Raw genomic sequence first — 24,529 nt, forward strand, 5'->3', positions numbered from 1 at the left:
GTAATTTATTGTTATGATTTTAAGTCTGTTCTCGTCATCATAAACTTCAAGTTATCTAATTCAGGATAAGCAGACTGATTTACTGTTGAAATGATTTCAATACTCGTCCCTTGAGTATTGAGTCTTTTGAATCCAAAGATGATTAGCGCGACACTGGTATTGCCGGTGTCTTGCCACTGAAGGTAGGTTGTTTCATCAAAGACATAGATTTCATAAGCTGGTATCGCGATGAATATTTTGACTGGAATCAACGTATCATCAATTTTTAACGTCCCTTCACCGTTGTACTGCTCTTCGCCTTCAATGGTAAAGGTGAATAAGTCGTTATCGGATGTCCACTCGACATTTTGCTTAATGACCACCATCGGATTTGTACAGGCTGTTAACAAAAAGGTTACTAATAAAACCAAAATACTGACTTTTAGGCATCTCATTTCAATTGACCTCCTTGACCATGTTGTAAATTAATGCTTGATACTTAAATAATATCATAAGTCAGTGTTTTTCAATAAAATAAATTAAAAAGGAACGTTGCCGTTCCTCATTTTATTTTAAGTATATATCCCATCAATCGATAGGTGAAAATATTATCATTTGGATAATCGATGTTGCCAGTAGAAACCACGACCATGACATTATTAGAGTCATACGTATAGCCATAAGCATCTCTCACTAAGCCTAGGTTATGATTTCGATCATATCCCGTATCTTCTGGTCCAATGAAGTCTAATAATTGCCAGGTATAAGACTGTGTTCGAATCGCTTCCACAACCGCTGCCATATCGGCTAAACCATCGATGTAATGGACGGCACCGTGACTGTTGACTCTAGTCACAGTCACATCCGGTGGATTTTTCGTATTGGTATAGCTAGACATATACAATCTTTTTTGAATTGGATCATAAGCGAAATCTGCCAAACCAACATAGTTCAAGAATGTACCATTTGGATTGGTTAATCCTGTAGCTACTATATTTCTCGTATAGATTAATTCAGGGGTAGCCATATTGCTAAAGTCATAATAATCGACAGAAACCCCTACTGAACTGTTGCTATAGAATAAGAGGACTTTACCTTTACCATCGACCGATAATAGCGATGGCATGCCAGTGCCCCATGAACCGCTTTGGTTATCGCGATCCCAAGGGACGATTGGATTTAAATGATCCATTTTAATCCAAGGCCCTTCTGGGTTTTTCGCAATCGCGATACCTGTTTCATTATTCGAGTAGTCATCGGTCGTACAACCTAAGTAAGCCATCATATACTGATAGGTTTCATTTTCATAGTTAAACTCACCTTTAACCACAGAAGGGTCACAGGTGTGTCTTGAATCCCAGGTACCACTGGTTGGGGCTAAAGCGTAGGATTCCTCTGAGAATTCCCACTTATTTTCAGCATTCAAAACGCCTCGACGATAGCCGATGTGGTCAACAATCACACCACTCAATCGGTTCGAACAATACCAAATATGCATGATCGTTTGTCCGTCTTTTTCTTCAATTAAAACGGAAGGTGCGTAGTTGAATCGCTTGGTGAAATCAATCGATTCACCAAAGAGAATGCCTTCAAAATCGACGCCTTTGGTGAGGTTCGACTCTGTTTTTAGTTTTAATACCACCACGAGGGTTTCGCCAAACTCAGTCGACTCTGTCGTCAAGGTTTTGGCTTCTGCGTCATATGTATACTGATAGGTTTTATTTTGATGTTTTTCCGTCACTTTATCTTTATTCACTGTAAAACTGGATTCACGATTTGTTAGTACATTTAAGTAATTGATTGTAACCCTCATCGTTTTATCTTCACGTAATTCAATCGTATAGACATAGTATTCACTTGTAATATCGATACCGTTCGAGGTGGCACTTTCAATCTCATACGTCCCTAGCACATGTTTGAATTCAGTTTCTTTACAACCAAACAGGATGACTAAGCTGAATACTAACATTATGAGGCCTGTGAACTTCTTCATATGCTTCATACATCCTTTCTGGTCATAGTTCGATGAGATAGCCATATATGCGATACGTATGTAAAGCTGGCCACTGGCCTTTGAGTGGCCAGTCTGGATAATCATTCGAAACATCACTTCGGGTGAATAATACCGGGATTTGATAAGGATTGATCACCCAACCATAAGGGTTACGTACTAACCCACCATTATGGACTCTCGCAAACCCTGTTTCGTTAGAACCAATGGATTTAACGACTTGCCAGCGAAGGGGTGAACCATTAAAGAGGGTTTGCATCGGGTGGGTTTCATTTGGGTCTAAATTGAGATACATGACTGTATTTGCACCTGTCAGCCAGTCTGTACCGCCACCGGTTGCGTAAGGGAAATCTTCTTTAATGACATACAATCTTTTTAAGACAGGGTCATACGCAAAATCGGCATTGTTGATCACATCCGCACCACCGGTTGCGTTCACAACCCCTGCATTCGTGATTTGGGCTTCATTGAGTTTTTGAGGATGATCCAAATTTGATAAGTCCCAAAGTTCAACATATTGATAAGTACCACTGAGTACCCCTTTGGTGTAAAATAACAAGACTTTACCAGATTGGTCGACAGAGACTAATGACGGTTGTCCATAACCCCAAGTCCATACATCATTGGTATATTCGTTAGACGTGTAATAGTTCGCAATCGGATTAATCTCATCGACTTTGACCCATGGACCTTCAATCGATTGTGACACTGCAATTCCAACTTCGTTACGGCTGGAGTCATTCGTGACACAACCTAAAAAACTCATCAAATAGCCATAATCTGTGCCTTTATATTTAAAGTTTCCTTTGATGACAGTCGGGTCACAGACGTGTCTTGAATCCCAAGTTCCTGCTGTGGAGGACAAGACAAGATTTCGGTCACTGAAAATCCAGGTGCCATCCCCTTGAAGTTTACCTTGACGATAAACAATGTAATCTGTGACATTGCCACTTTCGCCATTCCCACAAAACCATACATGCATGGTATCGTTGCCTTCCATGACAATGGCTGGGGCGTAATTATAAAAATTTTCTTCTAAACTTTCACCAAATAGACGTTCTGTAAAGGGTTGTCCGCCATTGGTACTGGGTTTAATGAATGAAACTTGTTTTTGATAGCTCATGGTAACCTCTTTTCTCGATAGTCTACCTGCATATGATAAGGTTTGATCGGTTGAATCATAATCAAACACGTATTGTCTAAGTCCGATGGTCAGTGTGACGGTTTGGTCCGTATAAACATAGGTCCCAGTTTGTTCATTGAGACCATAGGCGTCTAGTTCCGTCATGATGGCTTGAGTAGTCGTAGACAGTTCAATGATGCCATACACGATTTGACCTGAGACGTCATGTCCTTCAATTGTTTTGGATTGTAAAAGGTAAGTACCCGCGTACGGGTGTTGTTGGATCGGTGGTTCTTCAGTATGGTTTTGACAACCCACTAACATCCCTGTGAAGACCACAAATAGGATGATGAGGGTTATTTTTCGGATTGATTTAAACATAAAACCTCCAACGAATGGTTAGGTGCATGCCAGCTAGGCATGCACCTACGCGTTTTTATTCGTATATGAATGACAAGAGTTTTTGTGAGAACACATAGTCGACATTATCGGCTTGTAAGTCACTCACGGTATAGACGATTTCAATCAAAGTGTTTGAAATCAAATGGCCATATTCATCACTGATTAAAGTGGCTGAATAGAGGCGTTCATACTGGGTATCTGGGGTATCAAACATATCAAATAATTTTAAGGATGACCAGCCTAGCCCCGGTACCGCTGAATAGAGTTCTGCTTCAGCGATGCTTGCAAGTTCAATGCGCGTCGCGACACGTGGTTCACGGGATGGGGTTGGAGAATAATCCTTGACCATATAAAACATATGATTGACGGCGTCATACGCGAAATCCGCATTTGGAATCATCGTGACGTCTTCACCGGTGGATAGGTTACCGTTGTTCGGAGCCATTGCGAAGCCACTGAGTTCGATGTTGGATAAGTTCGCTGCGTCAAAATCGACAAAGTATGCGAAGTGACCATAAGCATCAGCCCAAGTGAAGAACAAACGAATGAGACTTTGTTTATTCAAGTTGACTAAGGATGGTGCATAATACCCATTGTACGATTCGCCATACACAGTACGGTTGTATTCAACAACTGGTGTGCTACCCACTTTAACCCAAGACCCTTCTGGGTTATTCGATACGGCTAAGCCAATGCTAAAGCTGGTTTCGTTGGCTCTGTCTGTACCTTGATACGCCATCAAGTAAGTATAGTTTGTGCTGTTATACGTGAAGTTACCTTTCACGATGGATGGTGAACTGATATATTGGTCCCAACCACTTGTAGAAGGCGCTAATACGATATTTTCCGCCCCATAGCTATAGCCATTGCCAGCTGAGAATGTGCCTTTACGAAGTGCGATGACATTGTCTTCTTCACCGGCTGCGCTATTGGTCGTATAGACTAAATAGCGGCTCGTGCCTTCTTGAATGATGTCAGCATCCTTCATGTAATAGCCTGTCGCCGGAACTGGTAACCCATACGTTACAGGGACTGCTTTAACAGTAAATGAAAAGTCTTTGGACTTGGTGGTATTTTTATCTGAGAATGTGATTGTGATGGTTACGGTTCCTGGGTTTACACCTGTAATGGTTAACCCACTTACAGTGACCAATGAATCGCCTGTTTTAACGGTAATCGACAGTTTAGCACTGGCGATATCAACATCTTTGGAATCTTTCGCAACCACTGTAAAAGATTGTCCCACGGTTAGTTCAGTTGGAATCGTTGTTGTGAAATCAATTTTGGTTTGGTTGTTACATGCGACCAGTACTAAGCCTGTGAATAACAATGAGAAAACAAGAAATAGTTTTTTCATGGTTAGGCCTCCTCTTCGATTTGCATTAAGTCAGGGATCGATTGTCTATCATTAGTTGGTAAAACGAATGCGGATAAGAATGAAGGGTTGGTGTAATACGCCCCAAACTTATTCAATGAGAATTGCATATTGAGATACGTTGAGGAATGGATGGTGATGGCTAAGTAAGTCACCGTTGTGCCTTCCGTCATAAATTGTGCTTTAGTGACACCATTATTACTCCAATCCGCTCTAAAGAACGCACTGAATGGAATTCTGACCCAACCTTCGAAACCGACTGGGAGGGTTGCGACAGGTTTGGTCATATAAATCATGGTCTTGCCTGTATTGACATCGTATAAATAGAAACGATGGCCTTGTTTGATGTTGAAACGGTCGGAAATGCCTGAAGCGGTAATCTTGTTATCGACTTCAATATTAAAGGATATTTCCCCATTAGAATCATTTCTTGCCCAGAAGGTGATGCCTTCCGCGCCTGCCCATGAGAAGCCGCCTGTTGGCGCGATGTCAATCGCGGTATAGGCATCACCTGTTGGGTTGCTGCCGGTTGCTTTGACTTTAATAGCTTGATCACCATACGTATCTAACGTCATTTCAACAAAGCCGTAGGAACCGCCTGTCCAAATGCCAAAGTTAGATGGCGTTTTACCGGTTGCGGTAAAACTGATGATGGTATCGCCATACTCAGTACGTTCTTTGAATGTTTCAATGAGCGTTGATTCGTTGGTAACAGAACCATAGACACTGAATTGACTGTTTTTCGGTGTTAATAAATCCAACACCTTAACGAATGCTTCGTCTTCACTACCAATTTCACCGGTGTAGAATCCGATTTCACCAATTTTGACTTGGAAATTATAGTTATAGCGACGGTTCGTCGTAATCAATAATTCGGTTACAGTTTCTAAGGTGTTTTCCCCAGATTCAAGGAAATTCATCGCGGACATCGGAATCAATAGAACACCCGATGAAATCGAGGTCGTTACTGAGCTATATAATACATTCGCTGCAGTCGCGATTTGACCATCTTCTTTGATGAAGTAAATCTTTGACCCATCTTCAACCCCTGCAATCGAATAATGGCTATTGCCAGATTTGAGTGCGTACGTTAAGCCTGGATTACCCACGACATTTGACATTTGAATTGCCAAATAAGTAGCGTTGGTCATATTGAAACTTTGATCAAATTGAATTCTGAATGTTTGGAAATCATCGACTGTATTTCCGGTGCCTGGAGATACCCAAATCTTGCCATTTTGATACGCTAGTTCACCGGTTCTAAAACGATATTCGGTTTCCTCAGCGATCGCCCAATCTTGAACATCGATGAGTTCCATGGTGGCTTTACTACTGCCATTATAGAAATATTCGGCTTCGATTGGTGAATACACACTGCCTTCATTCTCAGGATGACCTGTGAAAAAGCCGATTTGTCCAATCGAGATTTGGAAGTTAAAGTTATACAATGAGTTTGTAGTGACTAGGAAGTTATTTACAGCTGCTAAGGTCTTTGTATTATCCCCAAATTGATATTTCAATGAATCTATCGGAATGAGGAGTAAGCCAACCTTACCTTCAGCGATGTTCGCGGCACCATATAAGATGTTTGGTAAACTGGATACTTCATAGTTCAAGGCACTCATGAATAACATCAAGTCGCCATCAACATGAGCACTATAACGAGTGCCTGAATTTTCAACACCAAATGTCAAACCTGGCATACCTAAATCGGCACGGTATTGAACCGCTAAATACGCTGCGTTTGTTAAATCAACGGGTTGTTTAAAGTTTACAAATAGGGTTTCCCAACTGTCAGCTGTGGATGCTTGGTTAGGAAATGTCCAAGTGTAACCGCCATTGAAGGCTTTTTCATCGGTTGCTAGAGGATAGTTATTCACATTGACCAATTCAGTGGTAGTATCCGCTGGAATGGCGTTGTAACTAGACACGACATTGAGTTTGGTATAGGTGGTGCCTAAGTCACCAATGACACCATTATAGAACCCGATTTCACCAATCGTGACTGCCCAATTGAAGTTATACTTAGAGTTTGTAGTCAATAAGATATTTTTCGCTTCGGATAATCCAGTTGTATTTGGACCAAACTGATGGATGAATGCGTCCATTGGAATCAACATCATGCCAATTGAGTCTTGTGGCGCACTGATTGCGCCATATAAGACGTTGGTTAAGTCATTGATTCGACCATTAGGATTCATCATATAAATTGGTTTCGCATCGATGTGGGTTGCGTAACGGTCAGTGCCTGCTTCGATTGCCCAAGTCATCCCTGGGGCCCCTAAGTCTGCACGGAATTGAACCGCTAAATATTTAGCCTTGGATAAATCGACTGGACTTTCAAAATTGAAGAATAGGGCTTGCCAAGTATCGTTGGCAGAGGCTGTGGTCCCTGGAAATTTCCAAGTGACACCCCCATTGAAGGCCGTATCTGTGGTCTTGTGTGGATAAACTGGCAGAATCGGTTTAAGCGAATCTACCACTGTAGAATCCACATAATACTTCGAAGGTTTATTCATCACAGATAAATCGAGTAATTTACTGAATGTGCCACCCTGTGTCGGATTTTGATCATAATAACCAATCTCCCCAATTGAAATCTCCCAATTAAAATTGAATTGACTATTGGTCGTAATATAGAAGTGTTGCACAGCATTCAGCTGACTATTGTTATTGTTCCATTGCCATCCAAGGGAACTCATCGGTAAAATCAATGCGCCTTGTTTGCCTTCAGGCACCCAAACTGCACCATACATAATATTGCCCAGTGACTCGACAGACCCATCTTCGTTCATGAAGAAGACTTCTTTCGTCGCGTCTGGAACACCTGCTGTACCGTAACGGTCGCCATTTTCGATGAGGCCGTACGTTAAGCCTGGCGAGCCTTTTTCCATATTCATTTGAATGGAAAGATAGCCAGTTTGTGACAAACTGACTGTCGTCGAATCAAATGAAACTTGGAGGAACTGCCAATGGGTGATTTGGGATGATGGACCTGTCCAGGTTACACCATTGGTTAATGCATTGTCGCCCTTCTTAAATGGGTACGTGTTGCCTTGTTCAGCGCGAATGATGACGGCGAGACTGCTGACCAAAAGAATCATCACGGTAACCTTGAAAAAGCGAACGATTTTCGATTGATTCATATTACCCTCCTATGTTTTATATACCAGTTGGTATAGTTAATCCTTGAATAATACGGTTTTGAATAACTGATAAAACGCATCTCTGTCGACTTTGGTAGCGACATACACTGAAGCTCCTTTAGGATCTTCGTAAATCGCGCCGCGTTTGTTTTCTAAATCGACCACTACAGATTTTAATTCAAACTGGCAGACTTCACTCACCAATGTCGCAACCGCGAGGGGGTCATGCATGACGCTCTTTTCAAAATGAAAATGATTGACCCAACGATTAAACCAAGTGGACAACAATTGGCTTTGTGCACTTGGGTGGTTATGCACTAAGTCTAAATCGTTCTTTTCGAGTGTACATTGTAAAGTCACATCGAGTCCCACGCAGTAAATTGGAATGCCACTCTTGAACACCACATCGGCCGCTTCTGGGTCACATAAAATGTTCCATTCCGGTTCTGGGTTTTTAAACCACCCCCCCCATCAAAACAATCTTTTGAATATAAGGTTTGATGTGTGGGGCTTTTAATAACGCCTGAGCAATATTGGTGAGGGGTCCAATCGGGACAATCACCAATTCGCCTTTGAATATCTCTGCTTGTCGGATGATAAAATCAATGGCCGATTCATTGGAAATCGGATAGGCTTCATAGGCGGGTTCGTACTGAGGCGGCAGTACAACCCCATTTTGAACCCTATCTTTTTCAAAATATTGAATCGGTTGTTTAAACGGTTTTCCAATCCCTGCACAAACCGGTATATGGTGGACGCCCATCGTATCGAAGTATTTGGATACTTGATGGGCTCTAGCTTGTGTATGTTTGAATACTGTGGTGACCCCAACCAAGTCTAAAGCTTCATGGTTGAGTGCGAAAGCAAGGGCGAACGCATCGTCGATGTCATCCCCGATGTCGGTATCTAAAATCAGTTTGATCGGTTTCATTTAGTAACCTCGATACTTACTGGTATCCCCATTGGGTTGTAAACGATTGAGTGGGTTGATATACCCGACTTGGTTCGGTGGCCAAGCAATGGTGATACCTAGTTTTTGTTTGGCTTTCAAATAAGCTTCGCTGTTCATCTCGATGATGAGGGATAAACCTCTAGCTTCAATCGCCGATACAGTACTGTTATAGATACTTTCTGCTTGTTGACGGCTGTTTGCCCGGATGATCTTCGGTAATTGCGTACCAATTGTCGTTTCAATACGCGTTAAATTGTTATTGTAGGTTTGGAACCGTTTATCGGTCGCGTCAACCACAAAGGCCATAGCATTATAGTCATAAGCGTAAACAGTCAGTGGCCGTTTCATATTGGTTCTAAAGAGTTCAGCCGCAGTTTTACCATGATTGGTCTTTGGTTGGACATTGTCGTAATACTGCCAGTTCAACAACATATCAAACTGGAGTAATCCGTACTTGGCTGTTTGTGAATTGGCCTTTTCTTGTAAATACGTTTCCGTATACACGATTTCACTATCTAAGCCATTGGTCCAATTCCAAGTCGTCCCCTCTGGTCCCATCGCAATCAATCTTTGTCCTTCCTTAGAAGTTAAGAAATCAAACAGTTTAATTAAGATATCAGGACGCTTCGCATCGGTTGTGATCATATTAAACATATAACCATAACCACGAATGTCTGATAAGACTGGGGCGTCACCATTCGAATTGGTGATATACATACTTTCGTACGTGTACCCACCATCACGAGCTGTGGTGAAATGAATTTGATAATCTTGTGGGGTCACCAGGGTTGCGAAAGCTTTACCACTTGCGATGACAGAACCCACACCATCATAATCTTGTGTGAAGTTTGCTGGGGATATCACACCTGCTAAATATAGATCATTCAAATAAAAGAGCATGTCTTTATAAGCTTCTTGTGTGAACTGATACACATAGTTGCCTGATGCATCTTCAAATGGAATCGCGAAGAATTGTGATAACCAGTTAAGTGAGGCTGAACCATCGGCTCTAAACTGTGATAACTGAAGACCGGTGGTCAATGAACTACCATAGTTTTGTAAAGCCCATAGTGCGGCTTGTTTAAAGCCTTCAGGGGTTGTAATGAAACCTTGCCACGGTACTTGTTTTTGCGTGCCTGAGATGGTGGTATACGTGACGTTGCCATTTGAATCTTTTAGATTCGTTGACACATGATTTTGCCACGCATCAAAAATATCTTTGCGAACCATCATACCGCCATTCGGTTGAAGTTGCCCGGTTGGGACATCTTCATAGGAATAATAATGATTAGGGATGCCATAGGTTTTACCATTGCCATAGCTCCACCAATCCAAAACGTCTTGTGGTAGGTGAGTTAATAAAGTCGGTGCCCATTTTTCAGCTAGAGTGTTGATGTCATAAACATAGCCTTGTTGCGCCAAACTGGTAATCGTTTGCGAACGGTTGGTTGGAATCGAAATGACATCGGGTAAATCGCCACCCGCAATCATGGCCGCGAGTTTTTGACCATCGTCAGTGACTGGGGTATCAAACACAACCGTAATGCCGGTTTTTTGTTTGATGATGCCGCTGATGACATCCAATCCAGTAGGGGGATTCCAGCTCGCAACATCCACATACCAATTCACAGTGAGGTTGGTACTGCCATCTAAGTATTCCCAACTATTTTTGTCATGCCCTGTTAGTGGAAAATCGGGATATTTGATGACGGCCATATTGTCTTCATCAATTGGTATTGTGGTACCGCCACAAGCCACCAATACGATGAGTAAGAGTATGCCTGTAAACAATGTCAATAAGCGTTTCGGTTTGTTCATATAGACCTCCTAAATTAGCCTTTTAATGATCCAATCATGATGCCTGATTGGAAGTTTTTTCGTACAAATGGAAAGAAAAATAAGACCGGAATCATTGAAATGATGATGGCTGCTAAAGACAATGTCTTTGGCGATAACCGTAACATCATCTCAGCCGGCATGCCCTCTGTGAGCGTAGCCGTTTGAATCGCCTTCAATAAGAAATATTGGAGTGTTTGTAAATTCGGACTGTGGGTATAGATCATCGTATCAAAATAGGCGTTCCAGTGTCCGATGGCTAGCCACAAGGCTACTGTCGCGAGGACGGGTTTAGAAAGTGGTAAATAGATTTGCCAGTAAATTCTAAACTCATTCGCACCATCCATCAAAGCGGCTTCATGCAATTCATCTGAGATACTTCTAAAGAAACTGCTGAAGATGATCATGTTGTATACAGAGTAGAGTGCCGGAATGATATAGACTAAGAAATGATTATACAAACCCACTGATCTAATGATCAAGAAGTAAGGGATTAAACCCCCACCGAAAAACATCGTGAAAATGTTGATCCAATAAAAGATGGGTTTAAACTTTAGATTAGGTCTACTCATGGCGTAGGCTACAATCGATGTAAAGATGAGGGCTGTGGCGGTTCCAATGACCGTTCGAGAAATGGTCACTAAGTAGCCTTGCCACAAGCCTTGATTGGTCAAGACGACTTTATAGTTTTCAAAAGTGAATAATCGAGGTAAAAAGTATATTCCACCTGCTGCGTAATCTGCGCCTTGGTTGAATGACCCTGCTAGTACATAGATTAAAGGATAAATACATAACAACATGAATATCGTCATGATGCTCGTATTGAACACATCGAAAGCGGTAATTTGTTTGTTTAACTTCGACTTTCGTAAGTGTCGTTTTAAGGCTTTTTGGGTTTGATATCGTTTGATGCCCAAATAGACAGTCGCTATGAGTAGTAATAAACATACTAGAGAACTGAAGATAGCCAACTGATCTAAGGTTTTGTAAAGATCAGGTGTGCCTTCATCGATTTTGATATTGGCTGTATAGATGAAAAACAAAGCAGTCATCAAAACAAGTATTGTCAATAATCGAATGGTTTTATACAAAGGGGTTTGATATTGGTTGACCCAAGATTGGATGGTTTTCATATTAGTAGATCCCCTTTCCCGTAAACTTCTTGAGAATAGAGTTACTAGAAATCAACAAAGCCAGTGAAATGACAGATTTCAACATCCCAATTGCAGTCGCGTATGAATAACGCCACTGTGGAATCCCAAACTTATAAATGAATGTATCGAGGACTTCACTCCGCATGATGTTATTTGCATTTTGGAAAACCCATAAGTGTTCAATACCATTGTTTAGAATCCCTGCAATCGATAAGATGAAGAATAATACAATGGTCGGTGCGATCGAAGGTATGGTGATGTGGATGATGCGTTGGAAACGACTCGCCCCGTCAATTTTGGCTGCTTCGTATAATTCATTTGGAATCCCTGATATCGCAGCGACATAGATGACTGACCCCCAACCCACGCCTTTGATGATTGACGTGATGATGATGAGTCCCCAAAAGTATTGTTCTCCCCCTAAAATATCTAAGGGTTTCGCAATCAAACCGATGTCGACTAACAACGTGTTGACAATCCCAGTTTCAAAATCTAATAAGGATAAGAATATCCCACCAAAGATGACCCAAGAGATGAAGTGCGGGAAGAACGTGACCGTTTGTACAGTCTTTTTAAACCGGTCACTCATCAATTCACTCATCAATATCGCAAATATAATGGGTGCTGGAAAGTTAATCAACAACTGTAAAATATTGAGACCCAATGTATTTTGCATGATGTTGATGAAGTCTGGGTCTGCCAGAAAGTCTTTAAAATTATCTAATCCAACCCATGGGGCTTGATTGATTGCATTCAAAATATTCAAATACCCATCCCCAGCCTTGAAGGCTAAGACTAAGCCATATATGGGTGCATACGCAAAAACCGCTAAAAATAGGACCGACAACATGGCCATACCGATGAGGATATAGTCATTTTGGTTCCATACTTTTCGCTGCTTTTGGACGACTTTATTCAGTTTAGTGCCATCTATTTTATAGAGGGCGATCGGTTTTGATTTCATAAGACCTCGATTAGGATTTGATATTTTTTACGCTATCACGGACAATGAGGGCAGCCGGGCAACGGATGACTTCATGGTGGTTAATGTCTTTCACCATTTTCATGAGTAAATTTGAAAGGGCCTGAGACATCTCATAAATGGGTTGTCTCACGGTGGTTAGTTTGGTTTCTAATATGGCTGAATAAAAGATATCGTCAAACCCAACTAGGCTGACATCTTCAGGAATTCGAATGCCTTTTTGTTTCGCTGTTTCAATGACACCAAAGGCTTGAAGGTCGTTGAAAGCGAATATCGCCGACACTTGATTCAGTAACTTTTTACCGCCTAAACGACCTGTTTCCATATCGTAAAATCCCGTTACGATGTGTTCTGGATTGATGTGTAATCCTGCTTCGTTTAAAGCCTTCATGACCCCTTTTAAACGGTCTCTCGAGCTGTTTAACACCAATGGTCCTGTGATGACACCGATATGATGATGGCCATTATCGATCAAATGCTTCGTCAATTCATATCCGCTGGTTTCATTGTCAACAAAGACTTTTGACGCATCGCCTTCATAAAAACGGTCAAATAAGACATACGGTATTTTCGAATCTCTTAACATCGATTGGATCGATGCTTGGTGATTGTCCGTTAATGATTCTGCTGACATGGTAACGATTAAGCCATCTACATTTCGACTGATGAGTAATTCTAAGTACTTCAAGTCGTTGGCATATTTCTCTTCACTGTTACACAAAAACATATCATAGCCATATTTGGACAGTTCAATTTGAATGTGTCTGACTGCTTCGGAGAAAAAGGCGTTTGAGATATCGGGAATTAAGACCCCAATGGTATTGGTTTTCTTGGTTGCTAAAGACCGCGCTGTAGGGTCAGGACGGTAGCCTAACGCCAGCGCTTGATCGTGTATCAATTGTTTGGTTTTTTCCGATAAATTACTCGGTTTATGATTGAGTACTAATGATACCGCTGTAGAGGATACCCCACAAGCCAATGCGACATCTTTTAGTGTAGTTGTTTTCTTTTTCATATTTTTGATTGGCTCATGAACAAGGTGACCGATGCCTGATCCGGAATCGATTGTTGAGCCCCTTTCTTTGTAATGGTTAATGCGGCAGCAGCTGAAGCATAACGCATCGAAGCTTCAATGCTTTGGCCTTCAGCTCGTCTCGCCATGAACCCACCAATGTAGGTATCACCTGCGGCTGTGGTATCGACAACTGCTACCGTGTGCGCATCCACCCAGTGCACGGATTCATCGACATAGGCAGATCCTAACGCCCCTAAAGTGAATAAAGTGTGCTTGACACCTTTTCGTTTCAGTATCGAGGAAGCTTCAAGGATTTCTTTGGTTGTTATCGGATAGAGATGGGTATAAAATTCTGTTTCCGATTGATTTAAAATGAGATAATCCATGTATTTAAAATCAGCGTCATCCAATGGCTTAGCAGGTGCTGGATTCATCACCGTCGTTAATCCCAAGGCTTTGGCTTTTCTAAGTGCGTATTGGATCGCTTTAGCTGGTATTTCATTTTGTAGTAATACATAATCATTAGGACTCGCTGTCAATAACGCTTCATCAATCGCGTGTATATCGACCAAGGCGTTCGCCCCTGCGTCAATGACAATTGCATTGTCCTGTTCAGCGATCGTAATGACAGCGATGCCACTCGATACAGAATCGTGTGATTTGACATGGGTTGTGTCCACCCCATAGTGTTGTAATGTCTGAATGAGTTCAGGTCCAAAGGCATCCCCAACAGCGCCTACCATCACAGTACTCGCGCCGCTCTTTTGACAAGCAACTGCTTGATTAGCCCCTTTGCCACCAGGGTTCGTCATAAAACCAAATCCAGTGACTGTTTCACCTAATTTGGGATATTTTTGAGATTGAATGACCAAATCCATATTGATACTGCCAATCACGAAAATTCTCATAAAAATCACTCTTTTCTGAATAGTAAACCGCTTTACATTTTGATTATAGCATGTGAAATCCCCACTGTCAACCATCAATGAAAGCCCTTTTAATGATTATTTTTCTTGCATTGACGGATTGGTTTTTTATGGTTACAATGAATATAGTCATGAAGGCGGTGTCAAAATGCTTTATAAAAAGAAAGTGGCGAGTCAAGATTTTACGAGTGCACAGCTACCCAAAAATCGAATCGAATCTATTTTAGACATTTGCAAGTCACGTTTCATGACCTTGTTGGGTCTGGGGTTAATTTTAGGTATATTTGGACTACCAATGCTGGTACATTTATTGTTGTCAAACATCACCGTATATGAAATCAATTTAGCCTATAGCCTCAATCAAGTCACACAGGCAGAAGCCAGCACACAACTATTCAATGCCTTCACATTCCGTCACGCAATGAACATCCCATTGCTCATGCTTTTAGGTATTGGATTATCTGGGGTTACACGGATATTACGTCAACTGTTGTGGCAAGAACCCATCTTCATCTTCCATGATTTCAAATTAGGGGTTCAATCGACAGGCAAATATACGCTACTCATGATGGGGCTGTTTGGGATTATAAACCTTTTGTTTCAAATGATCTTGCGACAACCCTCATTAGAACAAGATACCCTCTTTTACATCAGTGCCTTGATGATTGCACTAACCGCGTTAGTCTTCATCCTGTTGCTGGGTTACTACAGTTGGGTTCAAAACAGTTTGTACCAGTTAACATTCAAAGCCTTATTTAAAAATAGCTTGATGTTCGCGATGCGTTACTTCTTTAAAACCATTGCTTTATTTATGGTATTCCTGCCGTGGCTGTTACTACTACTGCCTTACCCTTTTGGATTCATGCTCGTCATTGGTTTATTAACGATTGTCATCTTACCAGTTGAACTCTTGATTCTGCTTGCGTTTGGGCTGGATATCATGGATCAGACCATTAATCAATATCATCACCCCAGCATTTATCGGAAAGGATTGTGGCCACATGAGTGACATTAGGATTCAAGGACTTTCTAAGTACTACATCGAACCCAAATCACAAACCGGCATTGTGGCTTTAGATAATATTCACTTACAGATACCCGCTAAGCAAATCACTTGGATTCAAGGCCCATCAGGATGTGGTAAAACCACTTTATTAAAGATCTTAGCTGGATTACTTCCGCCTGACGAAGGTCAGATTTATTTGGGACAAGTCGATATCACAAACCAACCAGCAAACTTGAGGTCGATGGCATTGGTTACCCAAAACTATACGTTATATCCCCATATGACCATATTTGATAACATTGCCTATCCATTAAAACAAGCAAAGACCCCTGTAGAAGAAATTAAACAGCGTGTTAATGACATCGCGAGCTGGTTCAATCTAGAGATACTCTTAAGTCGTAAACCCAAGGTCTTATCTGGCGGTCAACAACAAAAAGTGGCGATTGCGCGCGCACTCATTAAATTCCCAGACATCATTTTGATGGATGAACCTTTCGCAAACTTAGATACCCCAAACGCCTTACACTTATTGAGTATCATTCGTACACTACAAGCCCAAACACATGCCACACTGGTGATTGTTTCACATCACATTGATCATTTGACTGTCTCTGGTGATTTTTTGGTTGAAATGGATAATGGCGAAATGATAAGAACAACGTCTATAGGTGATACCGATGTTTAAAATAGATACCAACTTTAAGCAAGCCTGTTTAAAAGAAATCCATAGGGGACTATCCTTTATCTTGGCACTTGTTTTGCTACTCATCTTAGTCTCTGTGGGTTTAGTTCTAAATGCACCAAAATTAGGACAAGTGATCGTCACTGTGTTATCAATTTTGAGTAGCACCGTCATTTTAATTTTAATCTACTTAATCGATTACAATAAACTCAAACCCTTACGATTGATGCGAAAGTTCGTTTCTCGTCATCCATTGCCTGAACAAGGCCAGTTGATGACGATTGAACATATCAGCAAAGGATTTATCACCTTCAATCAACTTCAATTTTATCCTATTCAAGTATCGATTTCAGGACAGTCCAACAAATTTTATGTGCTTTCTGCAGTTCAAATCGAGGATATACCTATTGGGATACCCATCTTAGGATTTGTCACTGACCGTTATTTAATGGGGGTTACTCATGCCTAGAATCCATTATCGAGTTCATCATATTGTATTGATTTTGTTATCTGTGAGTATATTTTGGACATTGTTCTATGAAAATACGTTTAAGATTCAAAAAGATGAAACCTTCACCCTTTTTATTACAGCTAATTATGTTGACACCAAAACCCTTGAGGATACCATTCAAACACAGTTCACTGAGAACGGTATTCGTAAAGTAGAGGTCATTGTCATCAGTCAATCAGACACCTATTTTACAACACAGTTTATGACGCGGGGGTTGTTGGATTCAGATTTGCTCATTTTGCCGAAAAATCTACTGGATCAGTTTGATTTGAATGAACAATTCTTACCGATTCAATCCGCATTAATTTCTTCGATTTCTTGGACTACACATACGCTAGATGCCTTAGATAAACCACACGCCATGCGCGTTTATGAATCTGGTGCAACAAACCATCTTAGATTTAATGCACTTATGGCCGAAACACAAGATTATTATGTTGTCATAAACAAGGACTCAGTCCATCCAGAAACTTTACTGAATCAATTATTATTGAGTCTTATCCAGCCTTAATAACAAAGCCACCTATTTCTACGACATCGTAGATTAAGGTGGCTTTTATTAATTATGGTTAAACGAAGTGTTTCAAGCATATGTCAAATGATAAGTGAAGTCCTCAACACTTGATCGAAGTGGAGGTTACCTATCCAAAACGATGTGCCACCCGTAACTCAATAGGCTATACCCCAAGTCCCTACAGTTCTGAGCTGATGAAATGCTACCTTGTAACTTCTAAGACCTTCTTGATTGATATAGAATGCTACTTGATGGTAGTCATGGCGCACTAAAAGAAATTTATTGCAGTATTATCTACGTAATTATATCCAAATTATATTTCTAAATCTCCCCATGTGTCATCACCTAAATCAATACCCAAATGAATTTCATCACTTGTTAGTCAAACCATACAGCTCCGCCTTATATAAACCGTTTTTTGTCCTGATATGAATTCAATACATGGATTACCTATCTAATAATGATTTCCTTATAGATGACAAACTCATCCCCATTATATGTCACTGTAAACACAAGATCGATACCTACCACAAGTTGTTCATAGCTTTGTTTGGATTCTACATCAAACGAAATCATAACGCCATATCGTGATGACTCATAATTAATTAAAATGCCTGAATCTGGAAAACTCACAAATGTATCGATGTAGTTAGAAGGTCTGTGGTTGGTTAATTCGATTAATTGTGTATATGTCAGGTTTTCCATCGTATAAAACTCATTGTCTGCCATATGTACATTTTTAATTTCTAATGAATAATTCTTGTTGAAATTGAATCCTTCTTTCATCCCGAGTGCTTCTGCAGTAATCAAAAAGGCATAGGCATCTCTAGGTCTTTGAGTGAATAATGGACCCCTGTTATTCACATCGTTTTCTAAGCCTTCGATATAGGCGCTTGGAAATTGAGGTCTAATACCTGTATAGGTTTGATCACACTTAATCACCATTCGACCCTTGATGATATATAAATCATTGGTTTCCTTAATCTTGAAAACCAATTGATCGATTGTGATGACTTTATCTGTTTTCTTAAGGAGCGTTATTTTGGATTTTGCGACATCGGTACGGATATCCAAATCAATTAAGTCTACGTTTTCACCGATGGCTTTATCAAATTCCAATTGATCATCGTAAGGTACGAGTCCTGTAATGAACTCATCCTTAGGTATCATTGCATGAGAGATAATATCGACCCAAAAGAATTTAGATTCGCCTTCATGCAACGTATACTCATAGTAAAAAGTGTTTGAACTGGTTTCGTAGTGTATAACTTCATCCTTTTTACAACCAAACAGTGAAACTGAAATCAAAACCAGTAAAAATGATACAAATAATTTTTTCATAAAACCTCCATTTTGTTTTCATAACAAGTGAAAACTAGGGAACTACCAATTAATTATATTTAGCTTAAAATGATTTCACGATAGATACTATACTCGTCTCCGTTGATGATAACATCAAAGATTAAATCTAGACCGATAAAGAGATATGTATAGTCTTCTTTAGGTTTTAGGTCAAAGAATAACATCGTACCATATCTTGAATTCGTATAGTTTATCGTAATGTTTTCATTCGGAATGTCTTCTTGCTTATCGATATAATCATATAAATGATGTACAACTTGATCACCGAGTAGAGCGTATTTTACGAGTTCAACTGTATAAAACGAATTTTCTTTAATGCGAAGACTTTGAATTTGTAATGAATAGCTTCGATCAAAATTGAAACCATTCTTCAAAAGCAGCTCATCTGCAGTAATCAAGAAAGCATAGGCGTCTTTTGATCTTACGGGTATTAGATTCCCACGGTTTAATTCATCTTCTGTAAGTGGTACATACGATAGCGGGAACTTAGGATTCACACCCGTATAACTAGAATCACAGTTAATAATCATGGTTCCACGGATAATCCACTCATCATTGGTTCCTTTGATTTTATAGATTAGTTTATCAATTGTGATGGTTTTATCGGTTTGTTTAAGTAATCGAACGGTTGAATTCTTATGATTAAGATCCACGGCTAAGTCGATTAAATCCAGATTAGTTCCCTCAGCACGATCAAATACTAATTGATCCTCATAAGGTTCCATAGTCTGAATAAAATCGTTTGTCGAAGTCATTTCATAGGGTAAAAGTAATACTAGAAATTGCTTGGTTTCACCTTCATGCATGGTATAGTCATAGTAAAAAATGTTTTCGGTTGTTTCATAGCGAATCACTTCATCTTTTTTACAACCGATTAGTGAAGATGAAATCATTACCAGTAAAAAGGATAATAAAATTTTTCTCATATAGCCTCCGTATCGTTATGTGTAATCGAGTACTCCACACTAATAGACGTAAAAATCTTCACTTTTTTGCTAGAAAAATGAAGATTATTTTCTATTCTTTTATGCGTGTATATAAGGTATCAGTTTTAACTTTGATCTTGAAATAACTTAAGAACCCTTGGATGATCACTATACTAAAAATAGTATACACAAATAAGACCGAAGGTTCAGGTATCAAAATGGATTCCTCCAAACCAAACAGATCATTTAAACTTCGTATAAAGCGTGGTCTTTTCAGAATAAACAGGCTCATAAAAATGGCTATTAGAGTGAATCCATATAACGGAATCGTATATAGGAATCCTCTTTTAAAGGACGATATCCCAATCGTGAAGTAAAGCTGATTGATCGACTTATAATCCTTATAGATTCCATTCGATACCAACACGTAGGTGAATAGGATTAATAGCACAACTAGCGCTGTTACAGCGAGTATAGCCAGTTCATACGTCGCATTCAAACTCAATAAGTCTAATTCGACTTTAGGGTAAATTTCATAAGTATCGATATCTAATTTTTTTACGTCAATCTTTAAATCCTCATAAATCGGAAACATCCACGTTTTATACGGGATGACTTCATTTTCAAATAGACCATCGAGAATAGCTAAACGATAAGTTTCCTGGATGTAGAAACCAACCTCGTATGGATTGGATGCATCTTCATAAATAACATCTTTAATACGAACGGTATTTGGGAAATTCTTTACTCCAAGCTTGGATTCTAGGCTGTCTACATTAAAGGTTAAGGTTTTCGAAATGAGTCCATTCAAAGTTGTTTCATACTCTGGTTTTAAAAGACTGCTTACCGATAAAATGATTTCATCTTCTTCTAATATGCTTGGAGCGGTTTTGAGATTGAGCCTTCTAAAGGCGAGAGATAGACTGGTCTCTTGTTTTAAAGTTTGTGAGGCTTGAGTAAACCACTTGGAATCGAGCGTAGTACCTTGTACTTCTATGTAGTTCTTAAGTACGTTTGAACTTACAAACAATGGGATGGTTTCTCGAATCACTGTTTCATACTTAGACGGTTGAAGGGCGGGATTGAGTTCATCGAGATATGTCTCTAGAGATTCATCGTAAATGGATTTAACTGTAACGGTTTGATTGAGTAAGGAAATCGTGTCTCCGGTTTCAATCGAATACTGCTCACCGATGTACTTAGGGATGATGATTTCATTTTCTAGAAGATGAAAGGTTTCTCCTTTAAAACGGAAGTGATTATCCTTTGAAAAATAACTATCTACCGTTAAGACATCGCCTTCATAGGTAAACACTAACCGTTGTTTTAAGTAAGCATCATTCGCGTGAGAATTATTTGAGGGTATGTAATAAAGGTGGGTATCCAATAAGCGGTTCTTAATGATTTGAGATTCCTTTAAAGAGAGACTCGCTGTAAGTAAAATAATTAATAGAAATAATAATGTTTCTAATGCGAGAAATACACCTAACTTAATTGGGTGTTTTTTGTATAAAACAACACTGGTTTTAATTAAGGGTTTTTTTAAACCTTTTGAGGAAGCTAATAACTTAGGTGTGTATTCATGAGAATGTTCTACTCTTTTCTCAACAAAACCTTCTTTAGTTAGGTCCAATAACCGGTGTGAATAAGGTAGTTCTAACGTCTTCTTATGAGAAACCATAAAGACGATTTTATCTTGAGTATAGGCTTTGATTACGTCGTAAATGAGCTTTGTTTTCACATCATCTAAGTTCGCTGCTGGTTCATCCAATAGGAGTATGGATTTATCTTCAAGTAAGGTACGTGCTAACGCAGCCCGCGCTTTTTCACCTTTGGATAACTTTAATACCTTTTGATCGAGTAAGTGTTGAATTTGAAGTGAAACCGTTATATCTTCAATCACTTGTAAATCTCTGCTGACGAGTAAGAGGTTATCTCTTAGCCTCAAGTCGACATTGAGGTTTGTCCCTTGAAAAAGATAACTGATGTGTTCTTGAATAAAACGTTGTCGTATATTCTCAGATTGATTTTGACAGGCTATGCCATCGTATAAAATCTCACCTTGTGTTGGATGATCCAATAGTCCGATTAACTGTAAGAGCGTTGTTTTACCCACACCCGAAACGCCTGTGATAACAATGAGGTCATTCTTATGAAAGGTGTTGGTAAACCCATTTAAAACGGTGTTTTGGTTCGAAAAGGTTTTCGATACTTGTTTTAAGGTAATCGATTCGATTCTATTCATATTGGATACTCTCTAGCACTTGTTTTTGTTGACGCCATACCATGGTGAGTGTTGAAAGGATGGTTGTTAAAAGCCAAGTTAAGGTTACTAGACTATACGCATAAGCTTCGTTTGAAATGAGCTCGCCCGGGAAATGCACCGGATTCGTCACTATATTGAATACGAACTGTTTAAGTGGACTGGAAAGACTCATGAACACCAACCAAACGCTACTATAAACACCTAATAAAACGAGAATGGATAACCCAAGAAGGGTCTTCTTCTTCACGCCCATAAGTAATAACAACAAACGCTCTTTTTGCATACCTCGGATATAGTTTTGAATGAAGAGCCAAAGAAGCGTAAAACTGACGAGTCCGAGGACGATTGAAATGAGTGTAATGAAATTACTGAGGGTTTGGGTGTTTTCTAAAGCTAAGTCTAACGACTCAATTTCATCGGTTTGGACCAGAATCGTATTCGATTGAATGTCATCAAAGGCTTCTTGAATGAACGCTTTTGGATAATAGATGGGTTCTACTAAAGAATAGGTTAAATACCCATCTTCGAAGATAGCTTCTTGTAAGGAATCGAATAAGGTTTCATGCACCAAAATTTGATCTTCTATTTTGGGTGGATTAGACCCTATATACCCGTAATAACCGACGACTTCGACTGCACTCGGAAAAAGTGAAGATGGAAAATAGTTTTCTGCCGATAGGGTTACACTGGGATTGAAGGACTGTCTAAACGACTCAATCACAACATCACTACTTGGATTATTACTTAAGAGTTCGTATATCAAGCGGGAGGGTACCACAATCTCACTCGCTTTTTCAGGTAGACGACCATTTAAATAGTACCCTCCCGATGCAGGGACGTTTTCTTCATCGTAGAAGGTATCTGTTATCAAAGTATCCTTAATCAAGCGGACTTGAAACTGCCCAATGGTATAAATCCCTTTATAAATAGGAACCGTAGGATGGTTCAATGTGAGGTAGTCATTGTAGGTTTCTAGTACCGTCTTTATGCCTTCACGATACGTTTGATTAAGGATACCCGTGGTTTTGATAAAGTCTTCATAAAAGGTTTCATCGATGATACATGGAAAATAGGTATCTCCAGTCTCATTAAACTCTGTATCGATGGTAAATACATCCACAATGACAAAACGGTACTCTATCGTACCTTCATACGAAAAATGAGTCGGTAAAACATCCCCGATTTGATAGTAGAGTCCTGTTTCCGCAATCCGATCCAATAGGGTTTGACTCACTAGGATAGGACTATACTTAATGGTGAGCGTATCTACATATTCGGTTGGCACTACATAATCGTTGAGGTTTAATCCTAATAGGCTTATTGTTTGATCGGATTGAAATAAAGCTTTCATCTCTACATCCCGAATCGGTGACAAATGAACCGTTTTTAAGGCGTTATGTTCGGTTAGATACGTGTTTGGATTTGTGTCCTTTGTATAGTTTTTATCGGTAGCGAGATAATAGTCATAGTTCAAGTGATTGAGGCTATTTTGTAAGGTTGAATCTGGATCGACTTGATTCAATAGACTAAACGAAAACACCGTTAACAGTAAAAAGAAAAAGGAGACAACACTAAACAATAACATCCATTGTTGATGGATGAGTCGTTTCAACATCCATTTCGTAATCAGTGATTTTTGTTTGGGTGATTCATACGTTATATTGAGAGTTTCATTAGAAACCTGTTTTTCTGGGTTGATTAAAACAGACTTGACGATTCGCCCTTGTTCGAGTTCGTAATAGGTGTCACAATACGATTTCACGAAGTCTGATTCGTGACTGGCTACGAGAATGAGTTTGTTCTTACTCAATTTGGACAAACAGTCGAATACAGTTCTCGCATGTTTTGGATCGAGGTTCGCAGTGGGTTCATCAAACAATAGAATCGGTTTACTCGATAATAACCCTCGACAAATGGACACACGTTCTTTTTCTCCTTTAGAAAGTCTATTCGCTAATTTGCTTTCTAAATGTTTAATTCCAAGTGTTTGAGTAACCTTATGAATCGAAGCTTCATCCGAATTGACCAATCTAAGATTATCTAAAACTGTAAGGTCCTTAAAGTGGTTATTATCAATCGCTATATACTCTATATTAGAAGGAGCAGATAGTACATTTTCATCATCAATCAGATAGTTACCATTTTGGATTTTTATTAGCCCTGCTAACATATTTAGAATAGTTGTTTTACCGGAGCCAGATGAGCCAATTAGACCAACTAGGGATGGTGATTTTGAAGAAATTTTTATATCAGCCAATTGAAATGTTCTATCGGCTTGTGTCATTTTGTGTAAATCTATGTTTAGAGTAATCTTCATGTCATATATCTCCTAGTGAATATTATAATGGTGTAGCGTATAAA

At 39.7% G+C, this 24,529-nt stretch carries 19 protein-coding genes and 1 pseudogene; 4 read left to right on the forward strand and 16 right to left on the reverse strand.

The window, feature by feature from the left end:
- Positions 1-11 precede the first annotated feature (11 nt).
- The 12 genes and pseudogenes from N7603_RS05585 to N7603_RS05640 form a co-directional block, all read right to left on the reverse strand.
- The gene (locus tag N7603_RS05585) at positions 12-434 is read right to left on the reverse strand and encodes a hypothetical protein (RefSeq protein ID WP_262096388.1); all 423 of its coding nucleotides are present in this window, start codon (positions 432-434) and stop codon (positions 12-14) included.
- Between the two features lie 107 nt (positions 435-541).
- On the reverse strand, positions 542-1,972 hold the full coding sequence (locus tag N7603_RS05590; protein WP_262096389.1) for a glycoside hydrolase family protein: 1,431 nt from the start codon (positions 1,970-1,972) through the stop codon (positions 542-544).
- A 22-nt stretch (positions 1,973-1,994) separates the two neighbouring features.
- On the reverse strand, positions 1,995-3,494 hold the full coding sequence (locus tag N7603_RS05595; protein ID WP_262096390.1) for a glycoside hydrolase family protein: 1,500 nt from the start codon (positions 3,492-3,494) through the stop codon (positions 1,995-1,997).
- A 55-nt stretch (positions 3,495-3,549) separates the two neighbouring features.
- Positions 3,550-4,872, reverse strand: coding sequence for a glycoside hydrolase family protein (locus tag N7603_RS05600; protein WP_262096391.1), 1,323 nt, complete (start codon positions 4,870-4,872; stop codon positions 3,550-3,552).
- A 2-nt stretch (positions 4,873-4,874) separates the two neighbouring features.
- On the reverse strand, positions 4,875-8,036 hold the full coding sequence (locus N7603_RS05605) for a hypothetical protein (RefSeq protein ID WP_262096392.1): 3,162 nt from the start codon (positions 8,034-8,036) through the stop codon (positions 4,875-4,877).
- Between the two features lie 36 nt (positions 8,037-8,072).
- Positions 8,073-8,477, reverse strand: a pseudogene (locus N7603_RS05610) (nucleoside hydrolase); the annotation flags it as partial.
- A 13-nt stretch (positions 8,478-8,490) separates the two neighbouring features.
- Positions 8,491-8,967: a nucleoside hydrolase gene (locus N7603_RS05615; protein WP_262096393.1), complete on the reverse strand. Its 477-nt coding sequence runs from the start codon at positions 8,965-8,967 to the stop codon at positions 8,491-8,493.
- Positions 8,968-10,806, reverse strand: coding sequence for a type 2 periplasmic-binding domain-containing protein (locus N7603_RS05620; protein WP_262096394.1), 1,839 nt, complete (start codon positions 10,804-10,806; stop codon positions 8,968-8,970).
- A gap of 14 nt (positions 10,807-10,820) precedes the next feature.
- Positions 10,821-11,957, reverse strand: coding sequence for a carbohydrate ABC transporter permease (locus tag N7603_RS05625; RefSeq protein WP_262096395.1), 1,137 nt, complete (start codon positions 11,955-11,957; stop codon positions 10,821-10,823).
- Between the two features lies 1 nt (position 11,958).
- The gene (locus N7603_RS05630; protein WP_262096396.1) at positions 11,959-12,942 is read right to left on the reverse strand and encodes an ABC transporter permease; all 984 of its coding nucleotides are present in this window, start codon (positions 12,940-12,942) and stop codon (positions 11,959-11,961) included.
- 10 nt (positions 12,943-12,952) lie between these two features.
- Complete coding sequence (locus N7603_RS05635; RefSeq protein WP_262096397.1) at positions 12,953-13,975, reverse strand: LacI family DNA-binding transcriptional regulator; 1,023 nt, start codon at positions 13,973-13,975, stop codon at positions 12,953-12,955.
- On the reverse strand, positions 13,972-14,883 hold the full coding sequence (locus N7603_RS05640; protein WP_262096398.1) for a ribokinase: 912 nt from the start codon (positions 14,881-14,883) through the stop codon (positions 13,972-13,974). Before N7603_RS05640 ends, N7603_RS05635 begins: the two co-directional genes overlap by 4 nt.
- Before the next feature lie 52 nt (positions 14,884-14,935).
- Between N7603_RS05640 and N7603_RS05645 the strand changes: the two genes are divergently transcribed.
- Genes N7603_RS05645 through N7603_RS05660 form a run of 4 tightly spaced genes read left to right on the forward strand, consistent with a single transcriptional unit; the run spans position 14,936 to position 17,611 of the window.
- A complete protein-coding gene (locus N7603_RS05645) occupies positions 14,936-15,910 on the forward strand; it encodes a hypothetical protein (protein WP_262096399.1) in 975 nt (324 codons plus the stop codon).
- Positions 15,903-16,592 carry an ABC transporter ATP-binding protein gene (locus N7603_RS05650; protein ID WP_262096400.1) on the forward strand — a complete coding sequence of 230 codons (690 nt, stop codon included), beginning with the start codon at positions 15,903-15,905 and terminating at the stop codon, positions 16,590-16,592. The genes N7603_RS05645 and N7603_RS05650 overlap by 8 nt, the downstream gene beginning before the upstream one ends.
- Positions 16,585-17,058: a hypothetical protein gene (locus N7603_RS05655; RefSeq protein WP_262096401.1), complete on the forward strand. Its 474-nt coding sequence runs from the start codon at positions 16,585-16,587 to the stop codon at positions 17,056-17,058. Before N7603_RS05650 ends, N7603_RS05655 begins: the two co-directional genes overlap by 8 nt.
- The gene (locus N7603_RS05660; protein WP_262096402.1) at positions 17,051-17,611 is read left to right on the forward strand and encodes a hypothetical protein; all 561 of its coding nucleotides are present in this window, start codon (positions 17,051-17,053) and stop codon (positions 17,609-17,611) included. Before N7603_RS05655 ends, N7603_RS05660 begins: the two co-directional genes overlap by 8 nt.
- Before the next feature lie 453 nt (positions 17,612-18,064).
- Here N7603_RS05660 and N7603_RS05665 read toward each other — a convergent pair whose 3' ends face one another.
- From N7603_RS05665 to N7603_RS05680, 4 genes are all read right to left on the reverse strand, one after another.
- On the reverse strand, positions 18,065-18,955 hold the full coding sequence (locus tag N7603_RS05665) for a hypothetical protein (RefSeq protein WP_262096403.1): 891 nt from the start codon (positions 18,953-18,955) through the stop codon (positions 18,065-18,067).
- Between the two features lie 59 nt (positions 18,956-19,014).
- Entirely contained in the window at positions 19,015-19,902 is an 888-nt protein-coding gene (locus N7603_RS05670) for a hypothetical protein (protein WP_262096404.1), read from the reverse strand.
- A 91-nt stretch (positions 19,903-19,993) separates the two neighbouring features.
- On the reverse strand, positions 19,994-22,147 hold the full coding sequence (locus tag N7603_RS05675) for an ATP-binding cassette domain-containing protein (RefSeq protein WP_262096405.1): 2,154 nt from the start codon (positions 22,145-22,147) through the stop codon (positions 19,994-19,996).
- Positions 22,140-24,485, reverse strand: a complete 2,346-nt coding sequence (locus N7603_RS05680; protein WP_262096406.1) for an ATP-binding cassette domain-containing protein — start codon at positions 24,483-24,485, stop codon at positions 22,140-22,142. The genes N7603_RS05675 and N7603_RS05680 overlap by 8 nt, the downstream gene beginning before the upstream one ends.
- Positions 24,486-24,529: the final 44 nt, after the last annotated feature.

This window comes from Paracholeplasma vituli (genome assembly GCF_025446935.1).
In the GTDB taxonomy this organism is placed as follows: Bacteria; Bacillota_I; Bacilli_A; order Acholeplasmatales; family UBA5453; genus Paracholeplasma; species Paracholeplasma vituli.

Bases quoted from the DNA above. Each gene is read 5' to 3' on its own strand.
- N7603_RS05585 (WP_262096388.1), bottom strand. From the start codon at position 434: ATGAGATGCCTAAAAGTCAGTATTTTGGTTTTATTAGTAACCTTTTTG.
- N7603_RS05590 (WP_262096389.1), bottom strand. From the start codon at position 1,972: ATGAAGAAGTTCACAGGCCTCATAATGTTAGTATTCAGCTTAGTCATC.
- N7603_RS05595 (WP_262096390.1), bottom strand. From the start codon at position 3,494: ATGTTTAAATCAATCCGAAAAATAACCCTCATCATCCTATTTGTGGTC.
- N7603_RS05600 (WP_262096391.1), bottom strand. From the start codon at position 4,872: ATGAAAAAACTATTTCTTGTTTTCTCATTGTTATTCACAGGCTTAGTA.
- N7603_RS05605 (WP_262096392.1), bottom strand. From the start codon at position 8,036: ATGAATCAATCGAAAATCGTTCGCTTTTTCAAGGTTACCGTGATGATT.
- N7603_RS05615 (WP_262096393.1), bottom strand. From the start codon at position 8,967: ATGAAACCGATCAAACTGATTTTAGATACCGACATCGGGGATGACATC.
- N7603_RS05620 (WP_262096394.1), bottom strand. From the start codon at position 10,806: ATGAACAAACCGAAACGCTTATTGACATTGTTTACAGGCATACTCTTA.
- N7603_RS05625 (WP_262096395.1), bottom strand. From the start codon at position 11,957: ATGAAAACCATCCAATCTTGGGTCAACCAATATCAAACCCCTTTGTAT.
- N7603_RS05630 (WP_262096396.1), bottom strand. From the start codon at position 12,942: ATGAAATCAAAACCGATCGCCCTCTATAAAATAGATGGCACTAAACTG.
- N7603_RS05635 (WP_262096397.1), bottom strand. From the start codon at position 13,975: ATGAAAAAGAAAACAACTACACTAAAAGATGTCGCATTGGCTTGTGGG.
- N7603_RS05640 (WP_262096398.1), bottom strand. From the start codon at position 14,883: ATGAGAATTTTCGTGATTGGCAGTATCAATATGGATTTGGTCATTCAA.
- N7603_RS05650 (WP_262096400.1), top strand. From the start codon at position 15,903: ATGAGTGACATTAGGATTCAAGGACTTTCTAAGTACTACATCGAACCC.
- N7603_RS05655 (WP_262096401.1), top strand. From the start codon at position 16,585: ATGTTTAAAATAGATACCAACTTTAAGCAAGCCTGTTTAAAAGAAATC.
- N7603_RS05660 (WP_262096402.1), top strand. From the start codon at position 17,051: ATGCCTAGAATCCATTATCGAGTTCATCATATTGTATTGATTTTGTTA.
- N7603_RS05665 (WP_262096403.1), bottom strand. From the start codon at position 18,955: ATGAAAAAATTATTTGTATCATTTTTACTGGTTTTGATTTCAGTTTCA.
- N7603_RS05670 (WP_262096404.1), bottom strand. From the start codon at position 19,902: ATGAGAAAAATTTTATTATCCTTTTTACTGGTAATGATTTCATCTTCA.
- N7603_RS05675 (WP_262096405.1), bottom strand. From the start codon at position 22,147: ATGAATAGAATCGAATCGATTACCTTAAAACAAGTATCGAAAACCTTT.
- N7603_RS05680 (WP_262096406.1), bottom strand. From the start codon at position 24,485: ATGAAGATTACTCTAAACATAGATTTACACAAAATGACACAAGCCGAT.